The sequence below is a fragment of the Microcoleus sp. D3_18_C4 genome, assembly GCF_036702355.1.
Taxonomy (GTDB): Bacteria; Cyanobacteriota; Cyanobacteriia; order Cyanobacteriales; family Microcoleaceae; genus Microcoleus.
On sequence record NZ_JAUBTF010000033.1, the window covers coordinates 52,993 to 77,932 of the forward strand.

A 24,940-nucleotide genomic window follows, 5' to 3' on the forward strand; every position below is an offset into this window, starting at 1 on the left:
ATCTTAGCAAGGTGCGCCGCGCGCACCCGAAGATTAAATAAATCCGTGTTCTGCTAAGAATTCTGGTGTAATTGTTCCCAAACTGTTGATTGTGGGGGCTTCTTCCCACGGTTCGGGATGGGATTTTGAGCCGCTGCGGAGAAATTTGGCGACATATTTACCCAGAATATCTGCTTCTAAATTAACTAAACTTCCTGGTTGCAAATAACTGAGGTTTGTCTCACCAAAACTGTGGGGAATGACAGCAACTTCAAACCAATTGCCGTCAGCATCGCAATCTGCCACGGTTAAGCTGATGCCGTTGACGGCGATACTGCCCTTGGAAACGATGTAAGGTGCGATTTGACGTTGCCATCCCGAGTTTGCTGTTGGTGGGGCAGTAAACCGCATCTCCCAAGCGTTCGCGGTTTGGGTGGATGTCGCTAAAGTGCCGATCGCATCTACGTGCCCCGTCACGAAATGTCCCCCCAATTTGCTACCGGCGCGCAGGGAGGTTTCTAGGTTCACCAAAGCATCGGGGAATGATCCCAGAGTTGTGCGCCGGAGAGTTTCTGGCGAAGCGACGGCGACAAAACCTTGCGGCAGAACTTCCACTACCGTCAAACAGACTCCATCCACGGCTACGCTGTCCCCAATGGCTAAATCTTGTAAAATCTGGTAGGAGTTCTTTGATGTGCAGGAAATTTGGAAATAATCGTTGCCTAGCGACTTCAGCTTTCCGAGAGATTGAATTAGTCCTGTAAACATAAGTATTTTTCCGTAGTCGATCGCTTATTTACATGAAACCATAGAGACAAACCATAGACAGGAGGTTTTGCCGTCCCCTCTCCCCCCGAGTCAATCTAAAATCTAAAATCGATAGTCCCAGATCTGTTGCAGATTCCGGCGAAGATCAAGTCATACTGGATTTAGGTGATCTTTATGTCCAAGTTCTCTACTGCCTTACAGTTTCTTAATTCTATGAGGCCGATCGAATGATTGAAATGAAAGTCGCTGGAATTGCCTTAGATGCAGCCACGCGCAGTCCTATTGTCCTATTGAGAGACGCTACGGAGCGACGGGCTTTGCCTATTTATATCGGTCAGGAGCAAGCAAAGGCTATTATTAGCGCGATCGAAGGCCACAAGCCTCCTCGGCCCTTAACTCACGATCTGATGGTCAATTTTTTAGAGGCATGGAGTCTTACCTTGGAGCGCATAGTTATTCACTCGCTGCAAGATAACACGTTCTATGCCGTCCTGATCGTCCGTCAGGGAGAAGTTAAAAAAGAGATCGATGCCCGACCTAGCGACGCGATCGCCCTGGCCCTGCGTACGAACTGCCCCATCTGGGTGATGGAAGAAGTCGTCGCCGATGCTTCGATACCGGTTGATCGAGATGCTGATGAGGCCGAACGCCGGGCCTTCCGGGAATTTATCTCAAACCTCCGTCCAGAGGATTTGATTAAGAGAAGCGGCTTGGGCCCGGGCGAAACTTCCTAAACTTTATGCGCTATCGACGGTTTGGCAAAACGGAGTTGCACCTGTCTGTATTTTCCTTGGGAACCATGCGCTATTTGGCTTCTGAGGAAACTGCCTGTCAGACTGTACAACAGGCGGTGTCTCAGGGAATCAATCACCTGGAAACGGCGGCGGGTTACGGTTGCAGCGAGGAATATCTTGGCGCGGCCCTTTCGGCTGGTTTGTCTGTCGATCGATCGCGCCTTCACGTCACTACAAAAATTTCCCCAACCGAGGATGCAGCAGCAATGGAACGCTGGATCGACGCATCCCTCAAACGCCTGAATTTAGACTATATCGATTGTCTGGCAATTCACGGTTTGAATACTTGGGAACATTTGGCTTGGGTGCGATCGCCCACAGGCTGCATGGAATCTGTACGCAAAGCCCTGGCTGATGGTCGCATTCGGCACGTTGGCTTTTCGACTCACGGGCCTCTGGATCTGATTTTGGCTGCAATCAATACAGATTTGTTTGAATTTGTCAATCTGCATTATTACTATTTTTTTCAGCGCAACGCCCCGGCAATTGAACTCGCCAAAAACAAAGATATGGGCGTTTTCATCATTTCCCCAGCCGATAAAGGAGGGCAACTCTACACGCCCCCGGAAACACTCGCACAATTGTGCTCGCCTTTCTCGCCCTTAGAGTTAAACTATCGGTTTTTACTTAGCGATACTAGGATTGGGACTTTGAGTGTGGGGGCTGCAAATGCGACAGAATTAGAGCAACCTCTGAAATATGGCGATCGCGACTTTCCCCTCACCAACGCCGAAATCGCTGCGTTCGATCGGCTAGAATCGGCTATTGCAGACACTTTGAAAACCGACAAATGCAGCCAGTGCTATGCCTGTTTGCCTTGCCCGGAAAACATCAACATTCCCGAAGTATTGCGACTCCGCAATCTCGCCGTCGGGTTCGACATGACTGACTTTGGCAAATACCGCTACGCCATGTTTGAAAATGCCGGACACTGGTTTCCCGGCAGCAAAGGCAACCGCTGCACCGATTGTGGCGAATGTTTGCCCAGGTGTCCCGAAGAGTTAGACATCCCAATTTTGCTCAAAGATACTCACCAGCGACTGGGCGGCAAAGCAGGCAGGCGGTTGTGGGATTGAAAAAAAGGTGAAGGCGGGAAAAAGTCGATCGAGCCTATCTAAGAGTTGCAATAATTACGCTAAACTTTTTTTAAGTGAATTTACTCTATAGTCGATCAAAAAACTACTTAACTTGCGGACTGTCTGCAGGCATTGGTGTCCACTTAACGTCTTATGTTGTACCAATCTACTGTTTGAGTTCATAGTCTTGCTGATTCCCCCTAACCCCCCAGGGACAAGAGCGTCAAAGTCCCCCTTCTTAAGGGGGATTTACGGGGAGCGAGACTCGGCTATAAACGAGAGATACAAATGGTTTTAGTCTGAAGTTGACACCAATGTCCCCTGTCTGCTCGCAACAAACTTTAAATAGGAGCCGACAGTATATGGAAAAACAACTAAATAAGACAATCTGATTGAACACCGATAAATTGATTTATTTAAAAATATCCCAGTCATTTTCTTGCTTTATTGCCCCCGGCGAGAGCTAACAATTTTATGATGAGTGACTAAGCGAACTCGATATAAAATATAAAATCGTTCGACTGAGCGCTCACGCCGAAGTCTAAAATCTCAAATCTCAAATTTCTAATTAATTCCCTTCCCGATTAATTGATGGCCTGTCATCTACAACCGATCTCGCATCTACTACTATGGCTCATACTCAGTTAAACGACAGCCAGCAAAATTGTCTGCAGCAAACTAAAGTTGCGACTTCCGAAAGAAAATTGAAAGCTGCTTTCAATCCGTCCACTTACAACTTGTCCGTCACCAGAAAACAGCTAATTGGACTGGTGGCTTTACAAACAATTTTGCCAGTTGGGCTAACGGGAGCAGCACTTTTGCTAACATCGGCCGTTGCAAACAATCAACTGCAAAATCAAGCAAAATCAGAACTGAGCCTTAGTGAAATTAACTATAATCTCCAACTCGATCGCGCCGCCGACCGTTTGCAAAACTCCTCTGACAGCAAAAGGATCGCCCAAACAGCCTTAGCTTACAACAGCGGCAAAAAAGTATCAGATTTGCAAAAATCTGTCAAGCAAATTCTAGAAAATCAAGTCAAAACAGGGGAAATAGACAGCGCGGCATTAGTGGGAAAAAACAGGCAGATAGTGGTTAGCGTCAACTCCAACCAGAAGGGAAAAATTTTTAAACTGCAAAAAATAGTCGATCGAGCATTTGGTGCAAAAAACCCAATTACGGCTACCGAAATCATTGCCAAATCAGAAGTTCAGGAACAATTGGGATCTTTGCCGCCCGGAAAGGGCGATCGACCTGTTCTCGTCCACTACGCAGCAATTCCCATAAAAGATCCAAAAACTCAGACAGTGATTGCGGCCTTAGTATTAGGAAAAATTATCAGCACAACGTCGGTAGTTGCTAGCAGCAAAACCCTCAATTTACAGGGCGGGGGATATCAGGCTATCTACGCACCGCTGGCTGACGGCAAATTTGTTTTGGCAAGTTCGCAAGCAGTTACAAAAAAACAACAGTTACCAGACTTAAATTCCATAGACAAATCTCTCCTACAATCTGCACTCGCCGGTGGCGGCAAACCAGTCGCCGGAAACCTACAAACAGGCAGTCAAACTTATGCAGTAGCTGCCAAATCCCTTGGCAATTTAGCGGGAAAACCCGCAGCAATTTTAGTTCGGGGCATCCCCAAAACCTCGATCGCAACTTGGTGGGGCAACAACTGGCTGCTGGCAATGTCTGCGGCTGCCCTTGTCCCCTTCGCCTTGGGAGTTGCCGTCACTCGCCGGATTGCCAAACCCGCTAACTCAGATTTATCAACAGCAGACGGGAATTGGGCATTTAACTCCACCGCCGAACCGCACCAGCGATCGCGGACATTTGATATAATTTATGACAATTTAAATTTCGGTGAATTCCCCGATTTATTTCCCAAAAAATCGAGTTTAGATGGTCAATTAGCCGTAGATTTTCGATATAATAAAAAATTGGCGGGCGCTCGCCCGTTAGCGAAGCCCTCGAAGAGGATCGCAAATCCCCACATCCCGCTCGCTTTCCAACCCCTAGAATTGCCCGAAAACTCCGTCTCAAATCAGTCGCAGCAGGTAAATACAGAACTAGAAAAAAGCGCGATCGCCTTAAATCTAGTCCAGGAAGCTTGGCAAGACTTAAATCGCCTCAACTGGGAATTGCAGCCAGAAATAGTCGATCGCCAAAACACTCAAAAAGCCCTGCGAAAGAGCGAAGCACTGCTGCAAGCGATTTTAGACAACTCAACAGCAGTAATTTACATCAAAGACCTTGAGGGAAAATACCTGCTCACCAACCGCCATTTTGACAATTTGTTTGACATCGCAAAGGAGCAAATAACAGGGAAAACCGATGGCGATATTTTTCCCCAAGACAAAGCAGCAGCCTTGCGAGAAAACGACCTGAAAGTTCTCGAATCCTGCTCGCCCCTAACCCTCGAAGAAATCATCCCTCAAGACGATGGCCCGCACACTTATATTTCTCTGAAATTTCCCCTCTGCAACTCCGAAGGTAAAGTTTATGCAGTCGGTACAATTTCTACAGATGTGAGCGATCGCAAACTTGCCGAACTCACCCTAGAAAAAGCCAAAGCAGAACTAGAAATAGAAGTCGAACAGCGCACCCTATTCCTCAAACAAGCCAACGAACTCTTGCGGTTTGAACTAGCCGCCAGAGTCCGCGGCGCCATCACAGTCAGACAAATGACGGCTCAGGTAGCCCGACACGCCCGAACAGTTGACGGCATTCTAGGCGCTTCTCTTGACCTAATTTTTCTAGTAGATCGATCGGGAAAATACACCTATGTCAGCCGCACCGCCGCTCAAGCCGCCGGCATGAACCCCAGAGAAATGATTGGCAAAACCTGGCAGGAATTAGGCTGGTCGCCCACAATTATGCAGCGGGTTCACCAAGAATGCCAGGGCATATTTGCCACAGCCGAACCCGTGAAAGGCGAAGTAATTGTCCCCACGGCAAACTGGGGAACCCGCGACTACGAGTACATTCTCAGCCCGGTTTGTGCGACAGACGGCAGCGTCGAAGCCGTGGTGGCGACACTGCGGGATATCACCGAACGCAAAGACGCTGAGGAAGCATGGCAGTTGGCCAAAGAAGCCGCAGAACTCGCCAATCGCGCCAAGAGTGCTTTTCTGGCAAACATGAGCCACGAGTTACGCACTCCCCTCAATGCGATTATCGGCTACAGCGATATGCTAGCGGAAGATGCCGAAGAGTTAGGCAATTTAGAGGTAGTCTCGGATTTAGACAAAATTCGCACTGCTGGCAAACACTTGCTGCGCCTAATTGACGACATTCTCGACATTTCCAAAATTGAAGCTGACAAGATGGAGATTTACCTCGAAAGCTTTGATGTTGGAGGCTTAATCGAGGAGGTAGTAACAACTATCAAACCGCTAATGGATAAAAACGGCAATACTTTGCAAGTATTGAGTTCTGACAATATCGGCGCGATGCACGGCGATTTGATGAAAGTGCGGCAGGTAATGCTGAATTTGCTCAGCAATGCTGCTAAATTTTCTGCTAATGGGGCGATCGTGCTTACTGTCGAAAGAATTACCAGTGAAGAATTAAAAAATAAATATCAACCGAGAGTTGCTCAAATGTTAATTTTGGATTCAGACTTTTTAATTTTCCGAGTGACGGACACGGGCATCGGCATGACACCAGAGCAGCAAGAGCGCCTGTTCCAACCTTTCACTCAAGCGGACAATTCAACTACTCGCAAGTACGGCGGTACGGGTTTGGGGCTGACTATCAGTCAGCGTTTTTGTCAGATGATGGGCGGCGATATTGAAGTTACTAGCGAGTTAGATTGCGGCTCTACTTTTGCTGCTTGTCTGCCTGCTTCATTGTTTAGGCGATCGGAATTTTAACAACAATTGTGCCGGTTCGCAGTAAGAACTTCAGTCCTCAAAATTTCCTGCACACTAAATTCCTCACTACAAACCGATTTTACAGGAATCGATATTAACAGATAACTTTTGTACAAAACCGGCTCTTGCCAATTTATGAATTACCACAAATTTAGCCACAAAAATCAAGTTTTCCGCCGCAAACACGGCATTTTGACAAAAAGTTTATTTTTGGTCCCGATCGCCTGTTCTGCGTGCCTCGGAGCCTTGCTGTGGGAGCAATCTGCTGCCTTTTCCCAGGAGCCGGTCTGCCCGACTGGCAACGCTGCTAATTTCCCGTCGCCCCCGCTTTCGCAAACCGAAAAAAGCGTGCCGAGTCTGTGGTTAGCTCAAAAACTCTTTGGGGGCAAATTGCTCGATCGCTGGTTTGTCGATCCCGGCAATACTTGGGTAATTATCATAGTCAATCGCCAACTTTGGAGTTTGCTCGATTATATGGAACGCTATCAGTTTGTTAACCGCTTTGGCACTGTCGCCAACGATTATGGTTACAATGTGCGAGTTTGCAACCGTCAAGGGACAGCTTTGGCAGTTTATTCGTGCAAGGGCGATCGGCTTAACTGTCGGATTGATTTAGAATCTCTCTCAAATCCAGGTCTTCGAGGAAGGGTGAAAGGATTTTAGATTACTGTCCTTACAAGAGCTATGTACCTCACTGTAATTTAACTTCTCACTACTTGCCTAGTTTCTTGCCAGAGCGATCGATACAGCGAGATCCCCGCATCCCCAAAAGGCAGCAGAAAGTCGCTAGCAGCAAGAATCTTAGCATCCGGCAATAACACAGAATTAGTGCGAACAGCTTCCGGTAAATCTTCGGGTTTCATGCCGACAATTATCGGCGAACTAGCCTTAGCCAGTAAAGATAATTGAGGAGCAACCCGAGGCTGCAAGCAAAAATCAATCCATTTTTCCACTAAAGAAACTGGATTCCCTGATGCTGGTTGTACCCACAAATCCGTCCAAAGTGCAGTTCCCGAAACCGGAACTACTAAAGCAATATCCTTTTGAGTTTGCAGCAGCGGCAGCAAGTCCCCAGAGGAACCTACGGCCAACCAAGTATCGCCTAAAATTAAGGGTTGCAGGTAAGCGTCAGAACTATAAAGTTTAACTTGTTGGTGCAGATTTGCAAGTTCTTTTTTAAGATTTGGGACTTGATCTAATTGCTGCGTATTGTAAGATTTTCCGAGTTTTTTTAATGTTAAACCGATAACTTCTCTGGCACTGTCCGGCAGAGAAATTCGATCGCGCAATTCGACTCGCCACAAGTCTTTCCAATCTGTCGGAGTCCACCCCAAAGCCTTAAATTTGTCGGTTCGATAGGCAATTACCGTACTTCCCCAGCGGTAAGGTGCAGCCCACACTTTACCTTGAGGATCTAATTTACCCTCATCGTTGCGCCTGACGAGTTTTTGCCATCTTTCGGGCAATTGTGGCCAATTAGCAAACTTAGCAGGATCGATCGGCTTAATCAATTGTTGCCTAATTGCCAAAGTCAGCCAGTAATCTCCCAACATCACCAAGTTAGCTTGATTTTTTGATTCGGGAACCCGTTTCCACTCCTGCAACAGGGCGAATAATTCTTTTAATTGTGCTTCTTGCGTTACCTGCAAAAGCGGAGACGGTTGTACATCGCGGCTAAATTTGCTTACCAGTTGGGCCGGAATACCGTTTTTGAGCGATCGAATTTTGAGAATGGGCTTCGAGTCGCACCCTGCCGCCAATTGACTTAAAGTTAGGGTGGCGGCCCCCAATAGCAAAGACCTTCGTTTCACCTGTGAATCCGCTTTTCTAAATATTGACCCATCGTTTTGTGTTCTACAGCCCGGGAAATAATTGTTTGTCGAGTCCGGTAGTTGGCGCCGATTTTTTCTTATTTCTTCCTCAAACACAGAGCCATTGTACTCGGTTCTGCTGCGAAGAGAGTCTGTTTGGCTCTTGCCCTGATTTTACCTTCTAACTTGTCGATCGAGCTTTCCGATGCCGAAAACTCCCTCAACTTAACGCCTAATTTCTCTGCTGCAAGTTCCTTTGAGCCAGTTTTGCTCGCCAGCCGGGTCGATCGACCGCATCTGTGTTACATTTTTTAATATAACGAAACAACGAGAGCGCTGCCATCTGCAGTTGGATGAGCCTTTTCACACAACCGAAGTAAAAAAATATTTTTAAATCGGCGACAGCTTAATAACTAAAAAAACTAAAAATTCATTCATCTCAATCCTGAAAGCACTGGCGAGAGCGCAGTCAATCTAATAGGACGCTCTGCGATCCGACTCTCAGAAACCCGACGTTTTAGCTCTGATTGAAGGTTTGAACGAAGTATGGGGGTTAACCCACCCGCTTCCTGTGTCCAAGACTATCTAAAATCTAAAATCTAAAATCTACAATCGACTCACGAATGGCGAGCGATTATCTTCAAGCTGCCTCCCTAAATCTACCGTCAGGATTGGGAACACAACAATTACGTCAAAAATTAAATAATTTAGTGATAAATCCAAGTTATTTAAAGATTTACCTAAAATGTAAAGATATTAAGTTACGAGCCAAAGGATGATTGTATGGAAGCGCTCCGCCAGCAAGTTACAGTATTGAGCCAACAAGTCGAGGCCCTCTACAAACTCATAGAAAACCTCAATGAAAAGCTCTTGGAGTCTGCCAAGGAGACGAAGCTGACCCAGCAACAGAGAAACGATCGCTCTGGAACGGTAGGAAATAACCAAACCTCGCCCTATCAAAGCTACAGCAGTCTCGACGGCCTCCTCGAACACAAGGACATACTGTTAGATGACAGCTACTTCGACAAGAATTCTCAAAGCTTGGAAAAAGAGCTGAGCGCAGAGATTCAAATCCAGCGTTTAACAGCTCAGCTAACAGCAGCTTACAATCGAATTGCCGCCTTGGAAGAACAGTTGCTCTCCAAAAGAATGCACTCGCAACATCTAGGCGGGCCTAATTAAATATTGCTAGCGGGGATGGGGTACTAATCAAAAACAAATACAAATTGCGTTGATTTATGCTCGTCTACTTATAGAGTTATTGCAGAGAGTTTTTCCGGTCGGGAATTAACAGGAAGAATACTGCATGAAAGCGAGATATTGTGTAGAAATAGGAAGGCTATTTCTTTGGTGAACAAGATTTTTTTGACAAACCGCAGAGGGCGCACAGGACGCAGAGAGATAGAAGACAGAGAAGAAAGAGAAGAAAGAGAAGAAAGAGAGAAGTTCACAAATCCGGCATCGATTCTTATAACTCAATACGCTTGGGTTAGTGCTAAAAACAGATGCTGTGTAGGTTGGGCCCGTGGAACGAACCCTCCGTTTCACTCCGCCCAACATTTTCGCTACAATTTTCCTTAACTGAACCGTATTGTCTTATAACTATCTACTTAATGTTTAATCTCACAGCGCGAGGCTAAAGCTTCAACAGCGTGGAGGAGTTGAGTTGGAGTCCAATTTGCAGTCAAGCCACTGGCGATCGCACACGCTCCCGCACCGACACCTTCCTTAACATAGCCGCGATCGTAAGCTTGCAATTGCCCGTAGCGAGATCCAGCAAAACTTAGCTGCGCCGCCAACAGAGGCACACCGCCGATCTCATTAGCGAGTCCTACAGTGTCTCCTGTAGGGTCTTCGGCCACCCAGCGCGTAGTCCCCACCGCAACTTGTTTGGGACGCCATACTAGAGCATATTCACGGGCTAAGGCTTGCATCAAAGCGTACACTGCCAGCATTTGCGTACCCCCGGCCAGAAGCACCCCGCAAGTCCGACTCGCGGCGATCGCCATTGCAGCCACCGCTATTTGCATCGGATCGCCCACCGCCGCTACCAATTCCAGGGGAGTGCTGTTTTGTCCGTTAATTTCCCACTCAGCATTATTGAGTCCCGCTGTCACCGCAGCCAATTTTTGAGCGTGATTGCAGCGAGGATGAGAACTATTAACTTTGCCCGCCGCTGCAATACCCAAACCCATTAACACGCCCAAAGCAGTAGTAGTTCCCCCAACTACGCACTCTCCTAAAATTAAATAGCTGCCATTAGTTTGAGCGGCTAATTTAGCTCCCCAAATTAATCCTTGTTCGAGTAAATGTTTGACTGTTTCGAGTTCTAAAGCATTCCCAGAAATCAGACACTTTGCCGGAGTACCACCCAAATCAATTGCAGGTACCGGAGGTGGGAGGGGCAAACCAGCATTAAATAGATAAAGGGGAAGTTCCAAAGCTTCGACTACAGCGCGAGATATGAGTACCGGTGATGCACCCGCTTCTAGGGGTGGCAAAGGATATTGGGGCGACGGTTTAGGGCCGTTATACAAAAATTCTGCATCGGCTAAACAAGTAAATTGTCGATCGTGCGGGGTTGCTCCTGCTGCTGAAATCCCCGGAATTAAGCCAGTAGCGGTAAATCCTAACACGCAGGCAAATATCGGTTTTCGTCCCCGATAGCGATCGAGCCACCGCTGGCCCTGTTCAATTTCTGTATAAATACCAATCATAAATTAGTCAGTAGTCAGTAGTCAGCAGTCATTAGACCTCTACAATAATTATTGTGGAACAGGCATCTTGCCTGTTCAAGACTTGCTTTGCAGGAGAGGTCTATTAGTTATTAGTCATTAGTTATTTAGTAGCAATTAGCAATTAGCAATTAGCAATGCCCCATGCCCCATGCCCCATGCCCGATGCCCCATGCCCCATGCCCCATGCCCCATGCCCATGCCCAATAACTACTCTTCATAATCGATCAAAACTTGCACCCAGCTTGGTGGGCGCGGAATTGGATTTCCCAAACGATCTAATAGCAGCAAAGCTACTAAATGCACTACAAATAAATAGACAATATTGTTAACCAAAATCATCCCGGCGGCGATCGCCCCAATTGTGTTCAAACTCGGTACATTAAGCCAGCCCAGCTTCACAAACACCCATTCCACCATCTCTGTTACCTGGGCCGTTACGTAAACCCATAGATCTTGACCCACCAACGCTGACAGCAGCCAAAACCGAAAAAAGAAGCCTACAGTACCAATGAGAGCGCCCACACTAATAGAGAGTGACCAACTCGCTTTGCGCCTCCAAAGTCCTCCCAGTGCAACTCCCATAATTCCAAAAGGCATCACGTATAAAATGCTCCGCGTCGGGCCCATAAGTACCGACAGCAGCAAACCCGATACCAAAGCTGCCATCCAAGCTGATCGGTTGCCCCAGCGCAAGTAAACCAGGGCGATGGGTATCGGAAAAAACACCCGCAGCAAAGGCCCTAGTGGAAAGTAATAATTTACCAGCCAAATTAAGCTAGCGGTACTTGCCAAAAAAGCCGTTTCTACCAGCCTTAAAGGCGCTTCCCCAGAGGCGCGCTTCCCCGGATCTGGATTTGTACGATCGCCAGCCATTGCTGAAATATCGGCGGTTTGCCGCTCGTTATTTGTACTGGGAGAACTACTCGCATTAGACGCAGCATCTGCTGACAAAAAATCACTCATCCGATTTTAGATTTTAGATTTTAGATTTTAGATTTTACGGGACTTGCGCCCCATACGGCTGATTCCCGATTTTCCGATTTTAGATTTTAGATTTTAGATTTTAGATTTTAGATCTAACGGGACTTGCGCCCCATACGGCTGATTCCCGGTTTCACTGTTTGGATGCCTCGCCGCCAAGTTTAATATTGCTCGCAGAAACCGGGTTTAGGTAGGAACGCAAGTCTTATTTTAGATGGGTTTTCTCAGCCTAAATTTTCAGCAGCATTATTTTTCAATTTTGGCTTCCTGGATTACCAAAACCGAACAAGATGCGTGGTGAACGACATAATTGCTGACGCTGCCGAGGAAAGCTTCTGTGAACCCCGTGCGGCCACGCCTCCCCAACACTATTAAATCTGCGCCCCAATTTTCGGCGGATTCACAGATACAATGCCCCGGATCGCCCTCCATTTTGCAGTCAAATTCCACTTGCAATCCTTTGTTTGCTGCGGCGTCGCAGTAATTTTTCAGCAAACCAGAAGCCTGTTTTACCTCCCTTTCCAGCCGCAAACGTTGAGCTTGATAAGCTTGATCCATTAACTCGACATTCATGCCCAAATCTACCGGAATTGGCACTGCCGTCTCGCCCAGCGAGTTAACAGTAACGCAGTTAAAGAGCATCACCTGGGCGCGATCGTTCAGAGCTAATTCTAAAGCTTGAGTGAAGACGCGGTGGCCGAGTTCAGAATCATCTAAGGCGGCGAAAATTTTCTTAAAACTCACAGCTTTACCTCCTGCGGGAAATCATTAATATCAGTTAGTTAACAGAGAGTGCTTTTGAATTAGATTCAATAAAAGCAAACTCTGATACTTCTAGACTAACAGACGCTCTAAGGCGTGCAGGTCGGGAATGCACAAAACGTCACGTTCGCGCTGAATAGTTCCTTTTTTTTCCAGCTTGCTCAGCACTCGCGTTACTGTTTCGCGAGCCAGCCCGCTGAGGCTGCTCAGTTCTCTGTGTGGCAGGTTCGGTATTTCAGTACCTCCTGTTTCCAGGATTTTTTTGCCTTGCCCCTCTGCCAAAAATAATAGAATATCTGCTACTCGCGACGTACTGTCAGACTCTCGCAAACGCAGGCGGCGGTTGACTTGTCGCAGGCGACGCGCCATCAGTTGAGCTAGGCGAATGCCTGCTAGCGGCTCGGTATGAATGAGCTGCACAAAATCCTGAGATGGCATATTGCCGATCAGTGTCGGGGCTAGGGTGATCACATCTGTCGATCGCGGTGCTTCTTCGATCGCGGCCATTTCCCCGAATAATTCTCCTTTCCCTAAAATATTCAGTGTTACTTCTTTTCCGTCTAGGTTGTAGGTGCGAATTTTCACCCAACCATCCAATATAAAATACACTGATGTTCCCCAGTCATTTTCGAGTAAAATCACTTGATTTGACGGATGACTTCGGGTAACGATGTGGACAGTTGCTCTCTCGATTACAGGATCGGGTAATCCTGCAAAAAAAGGAGTAGAAACTATCAATTGATTTATATTAGAATTCGGATCTCGGGTGTTAAAGCGGTCTTCCATGAGGCCATCATTTTAATTTATGCGCTTGAGCTGCGCTGGGCAGTTAGAAATAGCTTGCAGCCGAGTCATTCGATTTGAGATTCAAGATTTGAGAAACAATGATCTAAAATCAAGGATCTAAAATCGGCAATTTTACCTCTAAAGTTTTGCGGTCAAAGGCTCAATATGGGAATTAATAGCCTCAAGCTCTAATTGGGAGCTAGAAACTAAAGAATATACCATAATTTTTTAGATATATACCACTGAGCAAATTTTATTAACAAAATTTTAGCAATGTGGCAAACGACTGAGCCGATCGAATTACCTTTGAAAGCACTTCGCGAAGACAAGCTTAACACTGCTGAGAGATTTGTTGTCACTCGGCCCTGCAGTCGAGAACGCAGAATCCACGAGTACCAGCCTGCAAGCACGGTAGACAGATCCCAAATCCAAACTGCCTAGAACCAGGCTAATGTCAGCACGATCGGCAAAATCCCCAGCCATTGCGAGCCTAAAGACAGGCGCTCTTGGCGAGCGAAACCCACCCACTTCCCAGCAAACTTTTCTGCTACCCCAAGATTATTGTACCATTAGTATCTAGTCATGAAGACAGATAAAAGGCTATAATTAAAGGTTACTCAAATCCAGTATACGGGGACAATCCCGAATCTCGGTATCCCAAATCGCAAATTGTTTGAGGTTTTTTCCAAGTCGGTGAAAAATGAACAGACACTGGCGCGCCACCATGCTAATGAAACTCGCGGTGACAGTGTGCGACCCGCCGTTCAAGCAGGTGAAGGCAAAAGTTCGTCGGGCTCGCAGCTATTCCGAGCAGGAATCAGCCTCCCGGCAGGGAAACTCGCCCCTGAGTCGCAGAATTTGAAAGCACTTGGAATTGATAGAAGCAGGCATTTGGTGCGGAAGTACCGACTAACCTATCATAGGCAATAGAAGCGCTCCGAAGGCAAAAGGTTAATTAACAGTTGTCAGAAAATATTAGTAAATTATTGACGGACTCGCATTCAGATTATTCTATCTATTGGCATCGCTGCCGCCTGACTTCAGTCTTTTGTCGGTAAAGTTTCTCCCAAGCCGCATTCCCAGAGGTTCCGCCCTTGAATTCTCAGAAGTACAAAATTCAAGCACTGATTGCTGAGATAGACGAGGTACTCAGCAAGCCTGCACCCCGCTTGCCTTGGACGGGTTCTCTTGATACTGTCCACCAGCGCCAACTTTTAGAGCGAGTTCGCGCTTATCTGGTTTCCTCAGACTCAAAGCTAACGGCCCCAAAAGCCCCCGCCCGCCCAAATGTCCGCCCGCAACCAGTTCCAGTACCCAAAGTGCCTCTGCCCGCCCCTGGCCCCTCAGCAGCAGAGCAAATCATGCTTGCCGTAACCGGAGAAATCAGCAACCTGCGTTCCAACCTGACAGGGCCGCTCCAAGAAGACATAGAAGCTCTGCGGCAAGAGCAGCAAGCTCTAATTCAAGAAATCAAACAGCTAGAAGCAAAACGGCAGCAGCAACAATCCCTAGCTCAACAACAAGCCAACCAACAGCAAATCATTGCTGAATTCTTGCAGGTACTGACTGCTCGCTTGGAAGAGACCTTGACTAGCGATTTCTCCCAAATTCTAAGTTCCCTAGAAAATCAGTTATTGCAAAGCATCTCAGCACCATACTCTTTGGGCAGTGCGCCTGATGAACAATCGGCTATTGACGTAACACTTAACCGACAAACCTCAGAAGAACACCCGCTGCTGACGCCGGGTCAGAGGTTGGAGCAAATGCAACTTTTCCAATCTCATGCTGACAGTCTGCTGATGAGTCTCGATTCTAGGATGGCTATCGTGTTCGAGGCTTTGCAAGCAAATCTGCAAAGCTATCAAGCTTCCTTGAGACAAGAACTCGAAAATATGTACGGTTTGAGCCAGCAGAGCGAGGCGATGTTCGCGGCTTTGGTCAACCACTTAGCTGCACAGTTGGGGCGAGAAGCTTCATCCTACGTTCAACAGCCGATCGATTTAGCAAATAATCTCGAAACCGTCACCCCAACAGCAGCCGATCAATCTCCTGTCGCTCCAGCCCCTTCAAATACTGCGATCGAGCACTCAGCCGCAGAGAGTCAGACGGGAGACTCGGTGCAGGAAATTCGCACCGGTGAATTCGGAGAACAAGACAGATTTCCCTACGCCGGTACAGAAATTTCTCCGCAATTCAGACAGTTGAGGCGCGATCGCGACCGCATTCAAGCCCCAAGTTTGCTCCCGGAGTCGGAAGATAATTTGTTTGGTTCTACCCCCGAAATATCTCAAAATGCAGCTCGTTTTACTGGCGGTGAAGCGGAGAATAGGTTAACAGAAACCGAAGAAGAGATTGAGGATTTGTATGCAAGTTTGTTTGCGGGAGAAGCGGTTCCTGAAGTAGAATTAGAAATCGAAAGTTTTCCCGTAGAAAATAATGTAATTGAGACCAAAAGTGAAGGTGTAGAATATCAAGCTGCGACGGATCAGGAAACTGCCGAATCGCTAAAAATGACCGAAGATTTGTTTGTAAATCTGCTGGATGAAGGCGAATCTCTGGAAGAGACTTTAGTAGATGAAGATTCAGACTTTGTAATGGGGAATTCTGTAGAGTCTCTAACTTTAGATAGTGCAGATTTATTTGAACCGCAAGTGGCAACAGTACCTCAAGTTTCAGAAGCACCACCCTCAACCGCTGAGGTGCAACTTGACGGGGACGATCGAGAAAATCTAGAAACGGGTCAAAACCAAGGCGAGCAGTTCGGCGCTACACTCCCTCAATCACCAGCTTTGCCGTTGAGAACGCCTGGAGAAATTAGCCCTCACCGACCCAGTGCTACCCCCGCTGTGCCAAGTGCCGGTGACGTTCAAACTGGCGAGTTTGACTCATCCTCGCAGCGGCTCGATGATGGGTACATCCAAGCTTCGCCGGACGAGGATTTGCTGCCGGTCGAGGCATTAGAAGATGACCTCGATCGAGCTCTTAATTTGGACAACAATACTCTGGAACTTTTGGAGGCAGACCTCTACAATCTGGAGGGATTGGAAAATACTAGCTTCGGGCGATCGAATTTCTCAGCCGCTAACAGCTTGGATTTATCGGCGAGTTCCCCCGAAGGCATTGCAAACAATCCCTTTGCGGAGGCGGCAGAGGAAGAACTCGGCACGCTGGAGGATTTGTTCTCCGATGTGTTGGAACTCTCCTCTGATGATGAACCTTTTGTTTTGGAAAACGAACTTGATGATGATTTGTTTGCGGAGGAAGAGGACTCGAATTTGACGCTAGACGAGATTTTGGCTAGTTTAACCGAGACCGATCGACCTTTGACTGATTCTCCCCCTCCAGAAACTGCCGAAACTAACGAACTGCGATCGAGTCCTCCAGAAAGTCAAAAAAAAAACCTAATTTCGACAGAGAGTAAAGCAGCAGTTGTTGAGGGGAAAACTGATTTTAGCGAGTTTGCCGGAACACAGCAGCAAGACTCGGCTGGGCATTCTGCAGCAGGTGCGATCGCCCCATCCCCAGAACGCCGGAATTCTAGCTGGTATTTGGGCATTGATTTCGGTTCCAGCGGCCTGTCTGCGGTTTTGCTCGATCGCACCACCGGCCAGTTGCACCCGATTTACTGGGAAGCATCGCAGGCTGAGGGTTCCCCAGCAGACCCCAGCTTTCGGATTCCCTCGGCTGCGGTGCTGGCGAACACAGCCCCAGGAAGCCCAGGGTCAGAGGTGACAGTCAAGTCGGTGGGATTCCGACCCCAGGCTTTGGCTGCAGGAGAATTTTTACTGGAAAATTTTAAATTACCTTTAAAGGTGGGCATTCCTTATCAGCGGGAGGCTGCTGGGATGTACGAACCGCTGTTGCAGTGGTCGCCCTTGCAGCCTTTTTCGATCGCCTTGCCGCTGCAAGGTGTGCGGGCGCTGCTGGCAACTTTGAATCGGAGGACGCAGGGGCAAAAATTTGCCGAATCAGGGGAAATTTTGGATTCTGCAATGCCGAGGGCGAATTTTGCAGGATTGCCAGTTTCTAATTTAATCTGTAGGGCTTCGGGGCTGACGCCAGAAACTCTTGATGCGGCGCTTTTAGACTTGCGGGGTGTAATTTTGGGGACTCCGGCTGGCTGGTCGGATGTTTATCGGTTTAATCTGCGGGAGGCTGTTTTGGGCGCGTCTCTGGTGGCTTCGAGTTCGCAAATTTTTGTGGTGGAAGATGCGATCGCCACTTTGCTTGCTGCTGTAACTCCTGTGAAAAATGGCATGGAAGTCGAATCCTCAGCCGTGGATTCTACTAAGGGCACTGAAGAAGCTGCACCGCTGACTGTGAATGCTTCGTCTTTTAGCGGGGGAACTTTGATTTTGAATGCGGGGGCGGCGACGGTGGAATTAGCTTTAGTTGAGTTGCCGTCCAATCTTCAAGATTTAACTCGTGCTGATTTTACTTGCCAGAGTTTTGGTTTTGCGGGCGAGGCTTTCGATCAGGATATTATCTGTCAGTTGTTGGCTAAAAATGAAACTTGGGGAATGTCGATCAATTTGCCACGTCCGGGGCATCCAGATTTACCGAGCCGCTATCAATTGCAGCAGCGGTTACAAGGTTCTGCTTTTGGCCTGCAATTGTTAGAGGCGGCAAGGCAAATAAAAGTTATTTTGCAACATCAAAAAAGTTTTGCTTTGGATATTGGTCAGCAGCATTGGGATGTGAAACGCAAAGATTTGGAAAGTCTCGTTTTAGTGCCTTTTGTGCAGCAGTTGAACCGTGAATTAAATGCTTTGCTGAGCCGCGCGGGAATGTCGTCGGCGGGGATTAATCAGGCGATTTGTGCAGGGGGTATGGGTGCTTGGCCTGCGATCGCCCGCTGGTTGCGGCAGAAGTTGCCGAATGCGATCGTGGTTCAAGACCAGGAATTGCAGGGCGATCGAGATATTTTTGAGATTGACAATTCTGCATTAAATTCTGTATCTCAAAGTACAAATTTTCCCCAAAAATTTGGTCGAGTTGCCTGCGGGTTGGCGAGTTTGGCGCTCTATCCTCACATTTTGGATGTGTCGCAGCAGCAGTACAGCGACTTTTTTCTGCTGTGGGAATTAATGCAGGTTTTGGGTGAGGAAACTCTGAGCTTTCAGGAAATTTTGCAGTTGTTGGAACGCCAAGGCGTAAATACCCGCACCTGCGAACCCCGAATTTTGCGGATTTTGGAAGGAAATTTGCCGGCGGGACTTGTGCCTGCGGAGGAAGATTTCATGCTGTTGGCCGAGGAGTCGAGGCAAAATCCTGATTGGGAAGAAATTTTGGCTGAGCCGCTTTTCTTTGAAGATGTCTCACGGGGTTATCGTTTGAATCTCGAACACGCCTTTGTTGTTCGTGAATATTTAGGCAAACTCGCCTCTAGCAGCCAGCAAAAATTGTTAGAGCCGCTAACACTTGCTTGGGATGTTCGCACCGATATTTATCGCTAAACGGCAAAAAACCCGGTTTCTCAGTAGAATCCTCCCTGTCTTCCGGGAAGAGTCCTAGCTGAAACCAGGTTTTTTTGGGGACTGGACTAACTTTTTTATGTAAATTTACGTAATTTTACATAAAAATTATACGTTTTTAGAAAAAGTACATAGAAACTTTATAAAAGTGTGATGGCTTTTTAAAGATTGTGCAAAGCTCAGCTCTTCAGGTTCTGCAGATTTGGGATGGCTAATAAGATGGACGTAAGAGATCGTTAAAGTTGAGAGAAATCATATGAAAGTTCCGATGGATGCCTCGTCGAAATCATCATTATCAGAAAGGCTGTCCTTATTTTTTCAAGAGTCTACTTACAAAGTTTGTGTATCAAAACAACAGCATCACCGATCCGTAACGAGCAAGGTGAAGCGGGCGATCGATATTTTGGGTGCGCTGCTGGGACTGGCAATTGCTGCTGTGGTGGCGGTGCCGGTGGCAGTGGCGATGCTGTTGGACAATCCGGGCCCGCTGCTTTACAGTCAAGTCCGCTGCAGCTTCAAAGGGCGACATTTCAGAATATGGAAATTTCGATCTATGGTTGTCGGTGCAGAAAATCTCAAACATTTAGTTAGCAACCAAGCCAAGGGTCACATTTTTAAGAATGAAAATGACCCGCGAATTACCCGCGTCGGCCGCTTCTTGCGGAGCACGAGTTTGGACGAGTTGCCTCAATTCTGGAATGTGTTAGTTGGCGACATGAGTTTAGTGGGAACTCGACCACCAACTCCCGATGAAGTTGCTGCCTATGACGATTTTCACTGGCAGCGTTTAAATGTCAAACCCGGCCTGACTGGGGAGTGGCAAGTCAACGGACGGTCTAGAGTTAAAGACTTTGACGAGATTGTCCGCATGGATCTCGACTATCAGGGTAAGTGGTCTATTGTCTACGACATCACTCTGATTTGCAAAACAATTTTGGTTGTCTTGAGTAAAAACGGTGCGTGTTAATAGACTTGCTGTTTTGGGGTGTTTTTGGATTTGAAATTTTAGGAAAAAAAGGGGATGAAATAGTAGGAAACGGATTAAATATATGTTAATAGAATTAGCGATTGGTGACGCTTACGGTGCGGGTTTTGAATTTGTTGACCCGCAGACGATCGAAATGTACAACAATCTCAAAGGCTACATCAAGCATCCCCATCACGACATCCCGCCTGGATGTTACACAGACGATACGCAGATGAGTTTAGCCGTCGCAGAAGCTATCGTCAGCCGAGAACCTTGGACACCGGAACTTTTAGCCAGCAAATTTGTTGCAGCTTTTCAGCGCGATCGGCGATTTGGTTATGCTGGTAAATTTTACAATTTTTTGCTACAAGTTCAAGACGGAAAAGAATTCTTAGAAAAAATTCACTCCGCTAGCGATAAAAGCGGATCGGCGATGCGAGCCGGGCCGATTGGCATTTTTCCTACTATTGAAAAAGTCATCGAAAATGCTACCATTCAAGCTGCCATTACTCACAACAGTCCTGATGGCATTAATGCAGCTATAGCAGCAGCTTTGATGTCCCATTACTTTATTTATCAGCTAGGTTTAAAGAAAAATTTGGGAAATTTTCTAGAAAGGCACGTCGCTGGTGAGTGGTCGATACCTTGGCAAGGAGAAGTCAGCGTTAAAGGTTTGGTCTGTGTTAGAGCAGCTATTACTGCCGTCATGCGAAATGATAGTATGAGCAAACTGCTCCAAGATTGCATTGCCTTTTCGGGAGATGTCGATACAGTAGCAACTATTGCTTTAGCTGCTGGTTCCTGTAGCAGTGAAATTGCCCAAGACCTGCCAGAAAATCTGGTACAAGGATTAGAAAATCAATTTTACGGTCGAGATTATATCATAGAACTGGATCGAAAGTTAATGAATTGTGCGATCGACTTTTGACTTCTTCCTGAGATAGGTTACATCCGTTAAATTCCTTACACTGTATCGTTGCCAAACTTCTTTCTATTATGAATTTGCCTAATTTGCCTAATTTGATTACTTTTTATAGCTTGCTGGAAGTGCCTTTTGTGCAGTAGTTTAACCGCCAATTGAATACTTGGCTCAGCCGCGCGGGAATGTCGCTAGTGGGGATTAATCAGGCGATTTCTGCGGGGGTTATGGGTGCTTGGTCTGCGATCGATCGCCTGCTGGTTGCGGCAGAGAAGCTGCCGAATGCGATCGTCGTTCAAGACCAGGAATTGCAGGTCGATTGAGATATTTTTTAAATCCACAATTCTCTATTAAATTCTGTATCTTAAATTACAAAAATCTCAGAAAAAAAATAGTCTAGTTGCCTGCGGGTTGGGGAGTTTGGCTCTCTATCCTCTAGCAGCAGCAATGCCAAAAATTGTTAGAGCCCCTCACAATTACTTCGGATATTCGCACCGATAGTTATCGGTAAGTATATAGACTTATCTAACCCCATTAGATAAAGATTATAGTCCTGGACGCAACGGTCACACTTAAGTCAATTTGTATGGTGCGTCAGACCTCGTTGTTATTGGTCGATTATCAAGGGTTTCAGGTTTCGGGCAACCCTACCAATTGTGCCAGTTGCGTAAGTTTTGAATAAGAAACAGAATACCCAGAACCCGCAGCACTTACAGCAGAATTCAGGAGTCAAGAGCGTTACCCTGACGAAGGCCATAACAGCGAATAGTCAGAATCAGTTTGTGCTTTTTCAGTAAAAATACTGGATTTTCTTATAAGAAGATATACTTTTGGAGAAGAAATTCACACCATCTTTATAAAAGTATGTTTTTTTTTAAAGATTGTGTAAAGAAGAGCCTTTACCGGTTGTGGGAAATTTGGGGCTCTCATAAGATGTAGCCAGATTCAGCTATTAAAAATATTTGAGTCTTTAGTCTCAAGTCCAGACCAATTGCTTCACACTTCAAAATCCGCAATTTTCATTTTCTGGGGACTACAAATGGTAGCGCAAAACTTTAGCAATCAAAACCTGGTAGGCAATAACTTTAGTGGGCAAAATCTGAATGGTTCCACATTCTTTAAAGCGAGACTGGAAAATGTCTTGTTCAGGCGCAACGCTCAAGGTACCCGCACTCAACTCAGAGGTACCAACTTTGAAGAAGCCTTTCTCCTGAATGTAGATGCAACGGATGCGATTTTTGCTGCCAATACCAGCTTTGGACCGGCGAATTTTTATAAAGCGACCTTAGAAAACGTCAATTTCAGTCGCGCCAACCTAACAGGAGTAAATCTCTCCCTGATCAGCACAAAATTCATCAACCTGTCCAACGCCAACCTGACCAATGCCATTCTGCATGAGGCCAATCTCAGCGGCGAACAATCGGATCGACCGAACCTTAGAGGTGCCAACTTTACCGGGGCTGATTTCTACAAAGCGAAGCTGAAAGCGGCTGACTTTACGGGCGCCAATTTGACCAATGGCAAATTCCAAGGTGCTGACCTGGAAGGAACCTTGTTGATCGATGCGAACTTTACCGGCGCTCAATTCGACGCATCGACTAATTTCACAGACATTATCCTCAGCAACACCATCTTTGACCTTGCCAACCTGAGTGAGGTTAATCTGACGGATACCGACCCACCCGATGGATTGACACGGACAACTTCTCGCTTTCGCGGAGCCAATATGGCTGGCTTTAGTGCCGAAGATGTCAATCTGGCTGGTGCTGACTTCAGCCCCCATGCAAATGGTACGCGCACTCAAATGGGCGGTGCTAGTTTCGCAGATTCTGAGTTGAACAACGCGAACCTGACTCAGGTGATTGCAGAAGGCATATCCCTGGACGGTGCTAACTTGAGCAATGCAATCATGGTTGGTGCCGATCTCAGCAACGCCAACCTGGCTGGAGCAATTCTCGTTGACGCTAACCTGACGGGTGGAGTCGAGTTAGACAACGCTCTTATTGAGAAGAGTAATGTGGCTGGAGCCAACTTTACAGGGGCAAACCTGGCAGGCGCTAACCTGAAGGAGGCGGTTGGAGATAACCTGACCAAGTTTAGAAACGCCAATCTGACAGGCGCCAACCTGGAAGTGGGGAGTTTTATCGGTACCGACTTCACCAATGCCAACTTAACTAATGCCAACCTGGGCAAAGCCAACTTCACCGATGCCACCATGGTTGGGGCGAACCTGACCGGGGTCAATGCAGTCGATGTTGTGGGTCTGACGATCGGGACTAGCGGCAACGAGACCCTAACTGGAACCGGCAGCAAAGATAATATCTTCGGGATGGACGGCGATGACTCCATCAATGGCGGTGACGCGGATGATTACCTGGATGGCGGCAGTGGTGCTGATATCCTGACAGGCGGCCCCGGCAATGATGGGTTGTTTGGTGGTGCGGGAAATGACACCCTCACGGGCGGCGGTGGCAGAGATACCATTTACTACCGCAGCGGTCATGGTTCCGATCGCGTGAATGGTTTCACCCTCGGCTCCAGCGGAGACATCCTATCCTTCAGCGGAATTGCAGCGATCGATGTGGTGCAATCTGGCGCGAACACTCAATTGCGATCGGGTAATGGCATTGCTGGCGATGCCGGTTTTGGCACAGGCGCGCTGTTGATGACCCTAGCCAACACTTCGTTTACGGCGGCTAATGTGACCACCAATGTCAGCTCGACCAATCGTCCAATCTTCCAGTTCTCGTAACCTCATATATCAAGTCCGAGCAATTCCCTCCGCTTCGCTGGGTCCCTAATGACAATGCTTTGACAGTAAGGCTTTTCGATATTTCTATTAAGGCGATCGATCGGACATTATCTCAACCGGAGTCTTTGTGATGATTTCTCGCATTTTATTTCTCCTCTCCATGCCTTGGCATCCCCCTTTTCAACGTTGGAAAGGGGGGAAATGGTGAGGATTGCCAGCGGTAACGAAGCACCGAATTCTAGGGTGCACTAATCACTTTTGTGCGATGCCGACAGTTCAAATAACACTACGACACACTTACATAACAACAGGAGAAAATTATGGCTATCAGAAATGGAACTCCAGAACCCGATACCCTGACCGGAACCAATAACGCCGACATAATTCGCGGCTTTGGCAAGGAAGATCTGCTGTATGGCTTAGGCGCTAACGACAGCATCTACGGTGGAGACGACAAAGACACTATGTATGGTGGTGCTGGAGCCGATAGTCTCTTTGGAGAAAACGGCGAAGACGATCTATATGGTGAGGATGGTAACGACTTCCTCTACGGTGGGCTGGAGAAGGACAACCTGTATGGTGGAATCGGAGCCGATCGACTTTTTGGCGATTCAGGCGAAGACTCATTGTATGGCGAGGATGGCAATGACATCCTGTACGGAGGCTCAAATGCCGACGATGCCAACGATGGTAAAGATTTCCTCGATGGTGGGGCTGGAAGAGACCGAGTCTTTGTAGGTTTCGAGGATACAGGGTTTGGTGGTGCTGGCGATGACACCGTGATTGGTGGCTTTACCGATGACAAGATCTACGGCGATGATGAAAAAGGCGAAATTTTTGGCGGAGCAGATTCCCTGGTTGGAGGCGACGGCAACGACACCCTCTACGGAGAAGGCGACAGCTTAGCAGGCGGCGGCAACGATACCCTCGATGGTGGCGTAGGCAATGATACTCTGCTCGGCTATGCCGGAAGTGACTCCCTGTTTGGTGGCGATGGTATTGACTTCCTCGATGGTGGCGATGGCAATGACATTCTCGACGGTGGTGCTGGCACCAGCACTCTGATCGGTGGCGCTGGCTTAGAAACCATCAGGGGTGGTGCTGAAGGCGACTTCATTGACGGCGGAGAGGGGAATGACAACCTCAATGGTCTCGGTGGCAATGACACTATCTATGGCGACTCATTCGTAACAAGTTAAGCTTGGATGGCAGTTGTCAAGGGGATTTGAGAAGATGCTTCAAAGAAAAAGTAGTCAGA

At 47.4% G+C, this 24,940-nt stretch carries 19 protein-coding genes; 13 read left to right on the forward strand and 6 right to left on the reverse strand.

Annotated features, from left to right (window positions below; genetic code table 11):
• Positions 1-33: 33 nt before the first annotated feature.
• A complete protein-coding gene (gene ribE / locus QUA90_RS17400) occupies positions 34-747 on the reverse strand; it encodes a riboflavin synthase (protein WP_333446748.1) in 714 nt (237 codons plus the stop codon).
• A gap of 227 nt (positions 748-974) precedes the next feature.
• On the opposite strand from ribE, the gene QUA90_RS17405 reads away from it, so the two are divergent.
• The 4 genes from QUA90_RS17405 (at position 975) to QUA90_RS17420 (ending at position 7,155) form a co-directional block, all read left to right on the forward strand.
• Positions 975-1,481, forward strand: coding sequence for a bifunctional nuclease family protein (locus QUA90_RS17405; protein WP_015176672.1), 507 nt, complete (start codon positions 975-977; stop codon positions 1,479-1,481).
• A 5-nt stretch (positions 1,482-1,486) separates the two neighbouring features.
• The gene (locus QUA90_RS17410; protein ID WP_333446750.1) at positions 1,487-2,617 is read left to right on the forward strand and encodes an aldo/keto reductase; all 1,131 of its coding nucleotides are present in this window, start codon (positions 1,487-1,489) and stop codon (positions 2,615-2,617) included.
• Between the two features lie 629 nt (positions 2,618-3,246).
• Entirely contained in the window at positions 3,247-6,492 is a 3,246-nt protein-coding gene (locus tag QUA90_RS17415; protein WP_333446752.1) for a PAS domain-containing protein, read from the forward strand.
• A 135-nt stretch (positions 6,493-6,627) separates the two neighbouring features.
• The gene (locus tag QUA90_RS17420; RefSeq protein WP_333446754.1) at positions 6,628-7,155 is read left to right on the forward strand and encodes a hypothetical protein; all 528 of its coding nucleotides are present in this window, start codon (positions 6,628-6,630) and stop codon (positions 7,153-7,155) included.
• Positions 7,156-7,193: 38 nt separating this feature from the next.
• Here the strand turns inward: QUA90_RS17420 and QUA90_RS17425 are convergent, their stop codons facing one another.
• Positions 7,194-8,303 (reverse strand): extracellular solute-binding protein, encoded by a 1,110-nt coding sequence (locus QUA90_RS17425; RefSeq protein ID WP_333446756.1) that lies wholly within the window; start codon positions 8,301-8,303, stop codon positions 7,194-7,196.
• A gap of 81 nt (positions 8,304-8,384) precedes the next feature.
• Here QUA90_RS17425 and QUA90_RS17430 point away from each other — a divergent pair, with 81 nt between their 5' ends.
• Both QUA90_RS17430 and QUA90_RS17435 read left to right on the forward strand, forming a co-directional pair.
• A complete protein-coding gene (locus tag QUA90_RS17430; RefSeq protein ID WP_333446758.1) occupies positions 8,385-8,618 on the forward strand; it encodes a hypothetical protein in 234 nt (77 codons plus the stop codon).
• A 468-nt stretch (positions 8,619-9,086) separates the two neighbouring features.
• Positions 9,087-9,485: a hypothetical protein gene (locus QUA90_RS17435; protein ID WP_333213295.1), complete on the forward strand. Its 399-nt coding sequence runs from the start codon at positions 9,087-9,089 to the stop codon at positions 9,483-9,485.
• A 428-nt stretch (positions 9,486-9,913) separates the two neighbouring features.
• Here the strand turns inward: QUA90_RS17435 and cobT are convergent, their stop codons facing one another.
• The 4 genes from cobT to QUA90_RS17455 form a co-directional block, all read right to left on the reverse strand.
• Positions 9,914-11,020 carry a nicotinate mononucleotide-dependent phosphoribosyltransferase CobT gene (gene cobT, locus QUA90_RS17440; RefSeq protein WP_333446760.1) on the reverse strand — a complete coding sequence of 369 codons (1,107 nt, stop codon included), beginning with the start codon at positions 11,018-11,020 and terminating at the stop codon, positions 9,914-9,916.
• A gap of 228 nt (positions 11,021-11,248) precedes the next feature.
• A complete protein-coding gene (locus tag QUA90_RS17445; protein WP_333446762.1) occupies positions 11,249-12,004 on the reverse strand; it encodes a DUF2232 domain-containing protein in 756 nt (251 codons plus the stop codon).
• Between the two features lie 264 nt (positions 12,005-12,268).
• Positions 12,269-12,766: a universal stress protein gene (locus tag QUA90_RS17450; RefSeq protein ID WP_333322175.1), complete on the reverse strand. Its 498-nt coding sequence runs from the start codon at positions 12,764-12,766 to the stop codon at positions 12,269-12,271.
• A 90-nt stretch (positions 12,767-12,856) separates the two neighbouring features.
• Positions 12,857-13,570: a Crp/Fnr family transcriptional regulator gene (locus QUA90_RS17455; protein ID WP_190663937.1), complete on the reverse strand. Its 714-nt coding sequence runs from the start codon at positions 13,568-13,570 to the stop codon at positions 12,857-12,859.
• Between the two features lie 700 nt (positions 13,571-14,270).
• Between QUA90_RS17455 and QUA90_RS17460 the strand changes: the two genes are divergently transcribed.
• The 7 genes from QUA90_RS17460 to QUA90_RS17490 all read left to right on the forward strand — a co-directional run bounded on the left by QUA90_RS17460 (position 14,271) and on the right by QUA90_RS17490 (position 24,881).
• Positions 14,271-14,432, forward strand: coding sequence for a hypothetical protein (locus tag QUA90_RS17460; protein WP_333322171.1), 162 nt, complete (start codon positions 14,271-14,273; stop codon positions 14,430-14,432).
• A 232-nt stretch (positions 14,433-14,664) separates the two neighbouring features.
• Positions 14,665-19,026 carry a hypothetical protein gene (locus QUA90_RS17465; protein WP_333446764.1) on the forward strand — a complete coding sequence of 1,454 codons (4,362 nt, stop codon included), beginning with the start codon at positions 14,665-14,667 and terminating at the stop codon, positions 19,024-19,026.
• A gap of 274 nt (positions 19,027-19,300) precedes the next feature.
• Positions 19,301-20,011 carry a sugar transferase gene (locus QUA90_RS17470; RefSeq protein WP_333446766.1) on the forward strand — a complete coding sequence of 237 codons (711 nt, stop codon included), beginning with the start codon at positions 19,301-19,303 and terminating at the stop codon, positions 20,009-20,011.
• Between the two features lie 82 nt (positions 20,012-20,093).
• The gene (locus QUA90_RS17475; protein WP_333446768.1) at positions 20,094-20,939 is read left to right on the forward strand and encodes an ADP-ribosylglycohydrolase family protein; all 846 of its coding nucleotides are present in this window, start codon (positions 20,094-20,096) and stop codon (positions 20,937-20,939) included.
• A 149-nt stretch (positions 20,940-21,088) separates the two neighbouring features.
• Positions 21,089-21,253: a hypothetical protein gene (locus QUA90_RS17480; protein ID WP_333384079.1), complete on the forward strand. Its 165-nt coding sequence runs from the start codon at positions 21,089-21,091 to the stop codon at positions 21,251-21,253.
• 668 nt (positions 21,254-21,921) lie between these two features.
• Positions 21,922-23,682: a pentapeptide repeat-containing protein gene (locus tag QUA90_RS17485; RefSeq protein ID WP_333446770.1), complete on the forward strand. Its 1,761-nt coding sequence runs from the start codon at positions 21,922-21,924 to the stop codon at positions 23,680-23,682.
• A gap of 320 nt (positions 23,683-24,002) precedes the next feature.
• A complete protein-coding gene (locus QUA90_RS17490) occupies positions 24,003-24,881 on the forward strand; it encodes a calcium-binding protein (protein ID WP_333446772.1) in 879 nt (292 codons plus the stop codon).
• Positions 24,882-24,940 lie beyond the last annotated feature (59 nt).

Coding starts and splice junctions, on each gene's coding strand:
- QUA90_RS17415 (WP_333446752.1), top strand. CDS start 3,247: ATGGCTCATACTCAGTTAAACGACAGCCAGCAAAATTGTCTGCAGCAA.
- QUA90_RS17420 (WP_333446754.1), top strand. CDS start 6,628: ATGAATTACCACAAATTTAGCCACAAAAATCAAGTTTTCCGCCGCAAA.
- QUA90_RS17490 (WP_333446772.1), top strand. CDS start 24,003: ATGGCTATCAGAAATGGAACTCCAGAACCCGATACCCTGACCGGAACC.
- QUA90_RS17435 (WP_333213295.1), top strand. CDS start 9,087: ATGGAAGCGCTCCGCCAGCAAGTTACAGTATTGAGCCAACAAGTCGAG.
- QUA90_RS17410 (WP_333446750.1), top strand. CDS start 1,487: ATGCGCTATCGACGGTTTGGCAAAACGGAGTTGCACCTGTCTGTATTT.
- QUA90_RS17470 (WP_333446766.1), top strand. CDS start 19,301: ATGAAAGTTCCGATGGATGCCTCGTCGAAATCATCATTATCAGAAAGG.
- ribE (WP_333446748.1), bottom strand. CDS start 747: ATGTTTACAGGACTAATTCAATCTCTCGGAAAGCTGAAGTCGCTAGGC.
- QUA90_RS17475 (WP_333446768.1), top strand. CDS start 20,094: ATGTTAATAGAATTAGCGATTGGTGACGCTTACGGTGCGGGTTTTGAA.
- QUA90_RS17455 (WP_190663937.1), bottom strand. CDS start 13,570: ATGGAAGACCGCTTTAACACCCGAGATCCGAATTCTAATATAAATCAA.
- QUA90_RS17445 (WP_333446762.1), bottom strand. CDS start 12,004: ATGAGTGATTTTTTGTCAGCAGATGCTGCGTCTAATGCGAGTAGTTCT.
- QUA90_RS17460 (WP_333322171.1), top strand. CDS start 14,271: ATGAACAGACACTGGCGCGCCACCATGCTAATGAAACTCGCGGTGACA.
- QUA90_RS17405 (WP_015176672.1), top strand. CDS start 975: ATGATTGAAATGAAAGTCGCTGGAATTGCCTTAGATGCAGCCACGCGC.
- cobT (WP_333446760.1), bottom strand. CDS start 11,020: ATGATTGGTATTTATACAGAAATTGAACAGGGCCAGCGGTGGCTCGAT.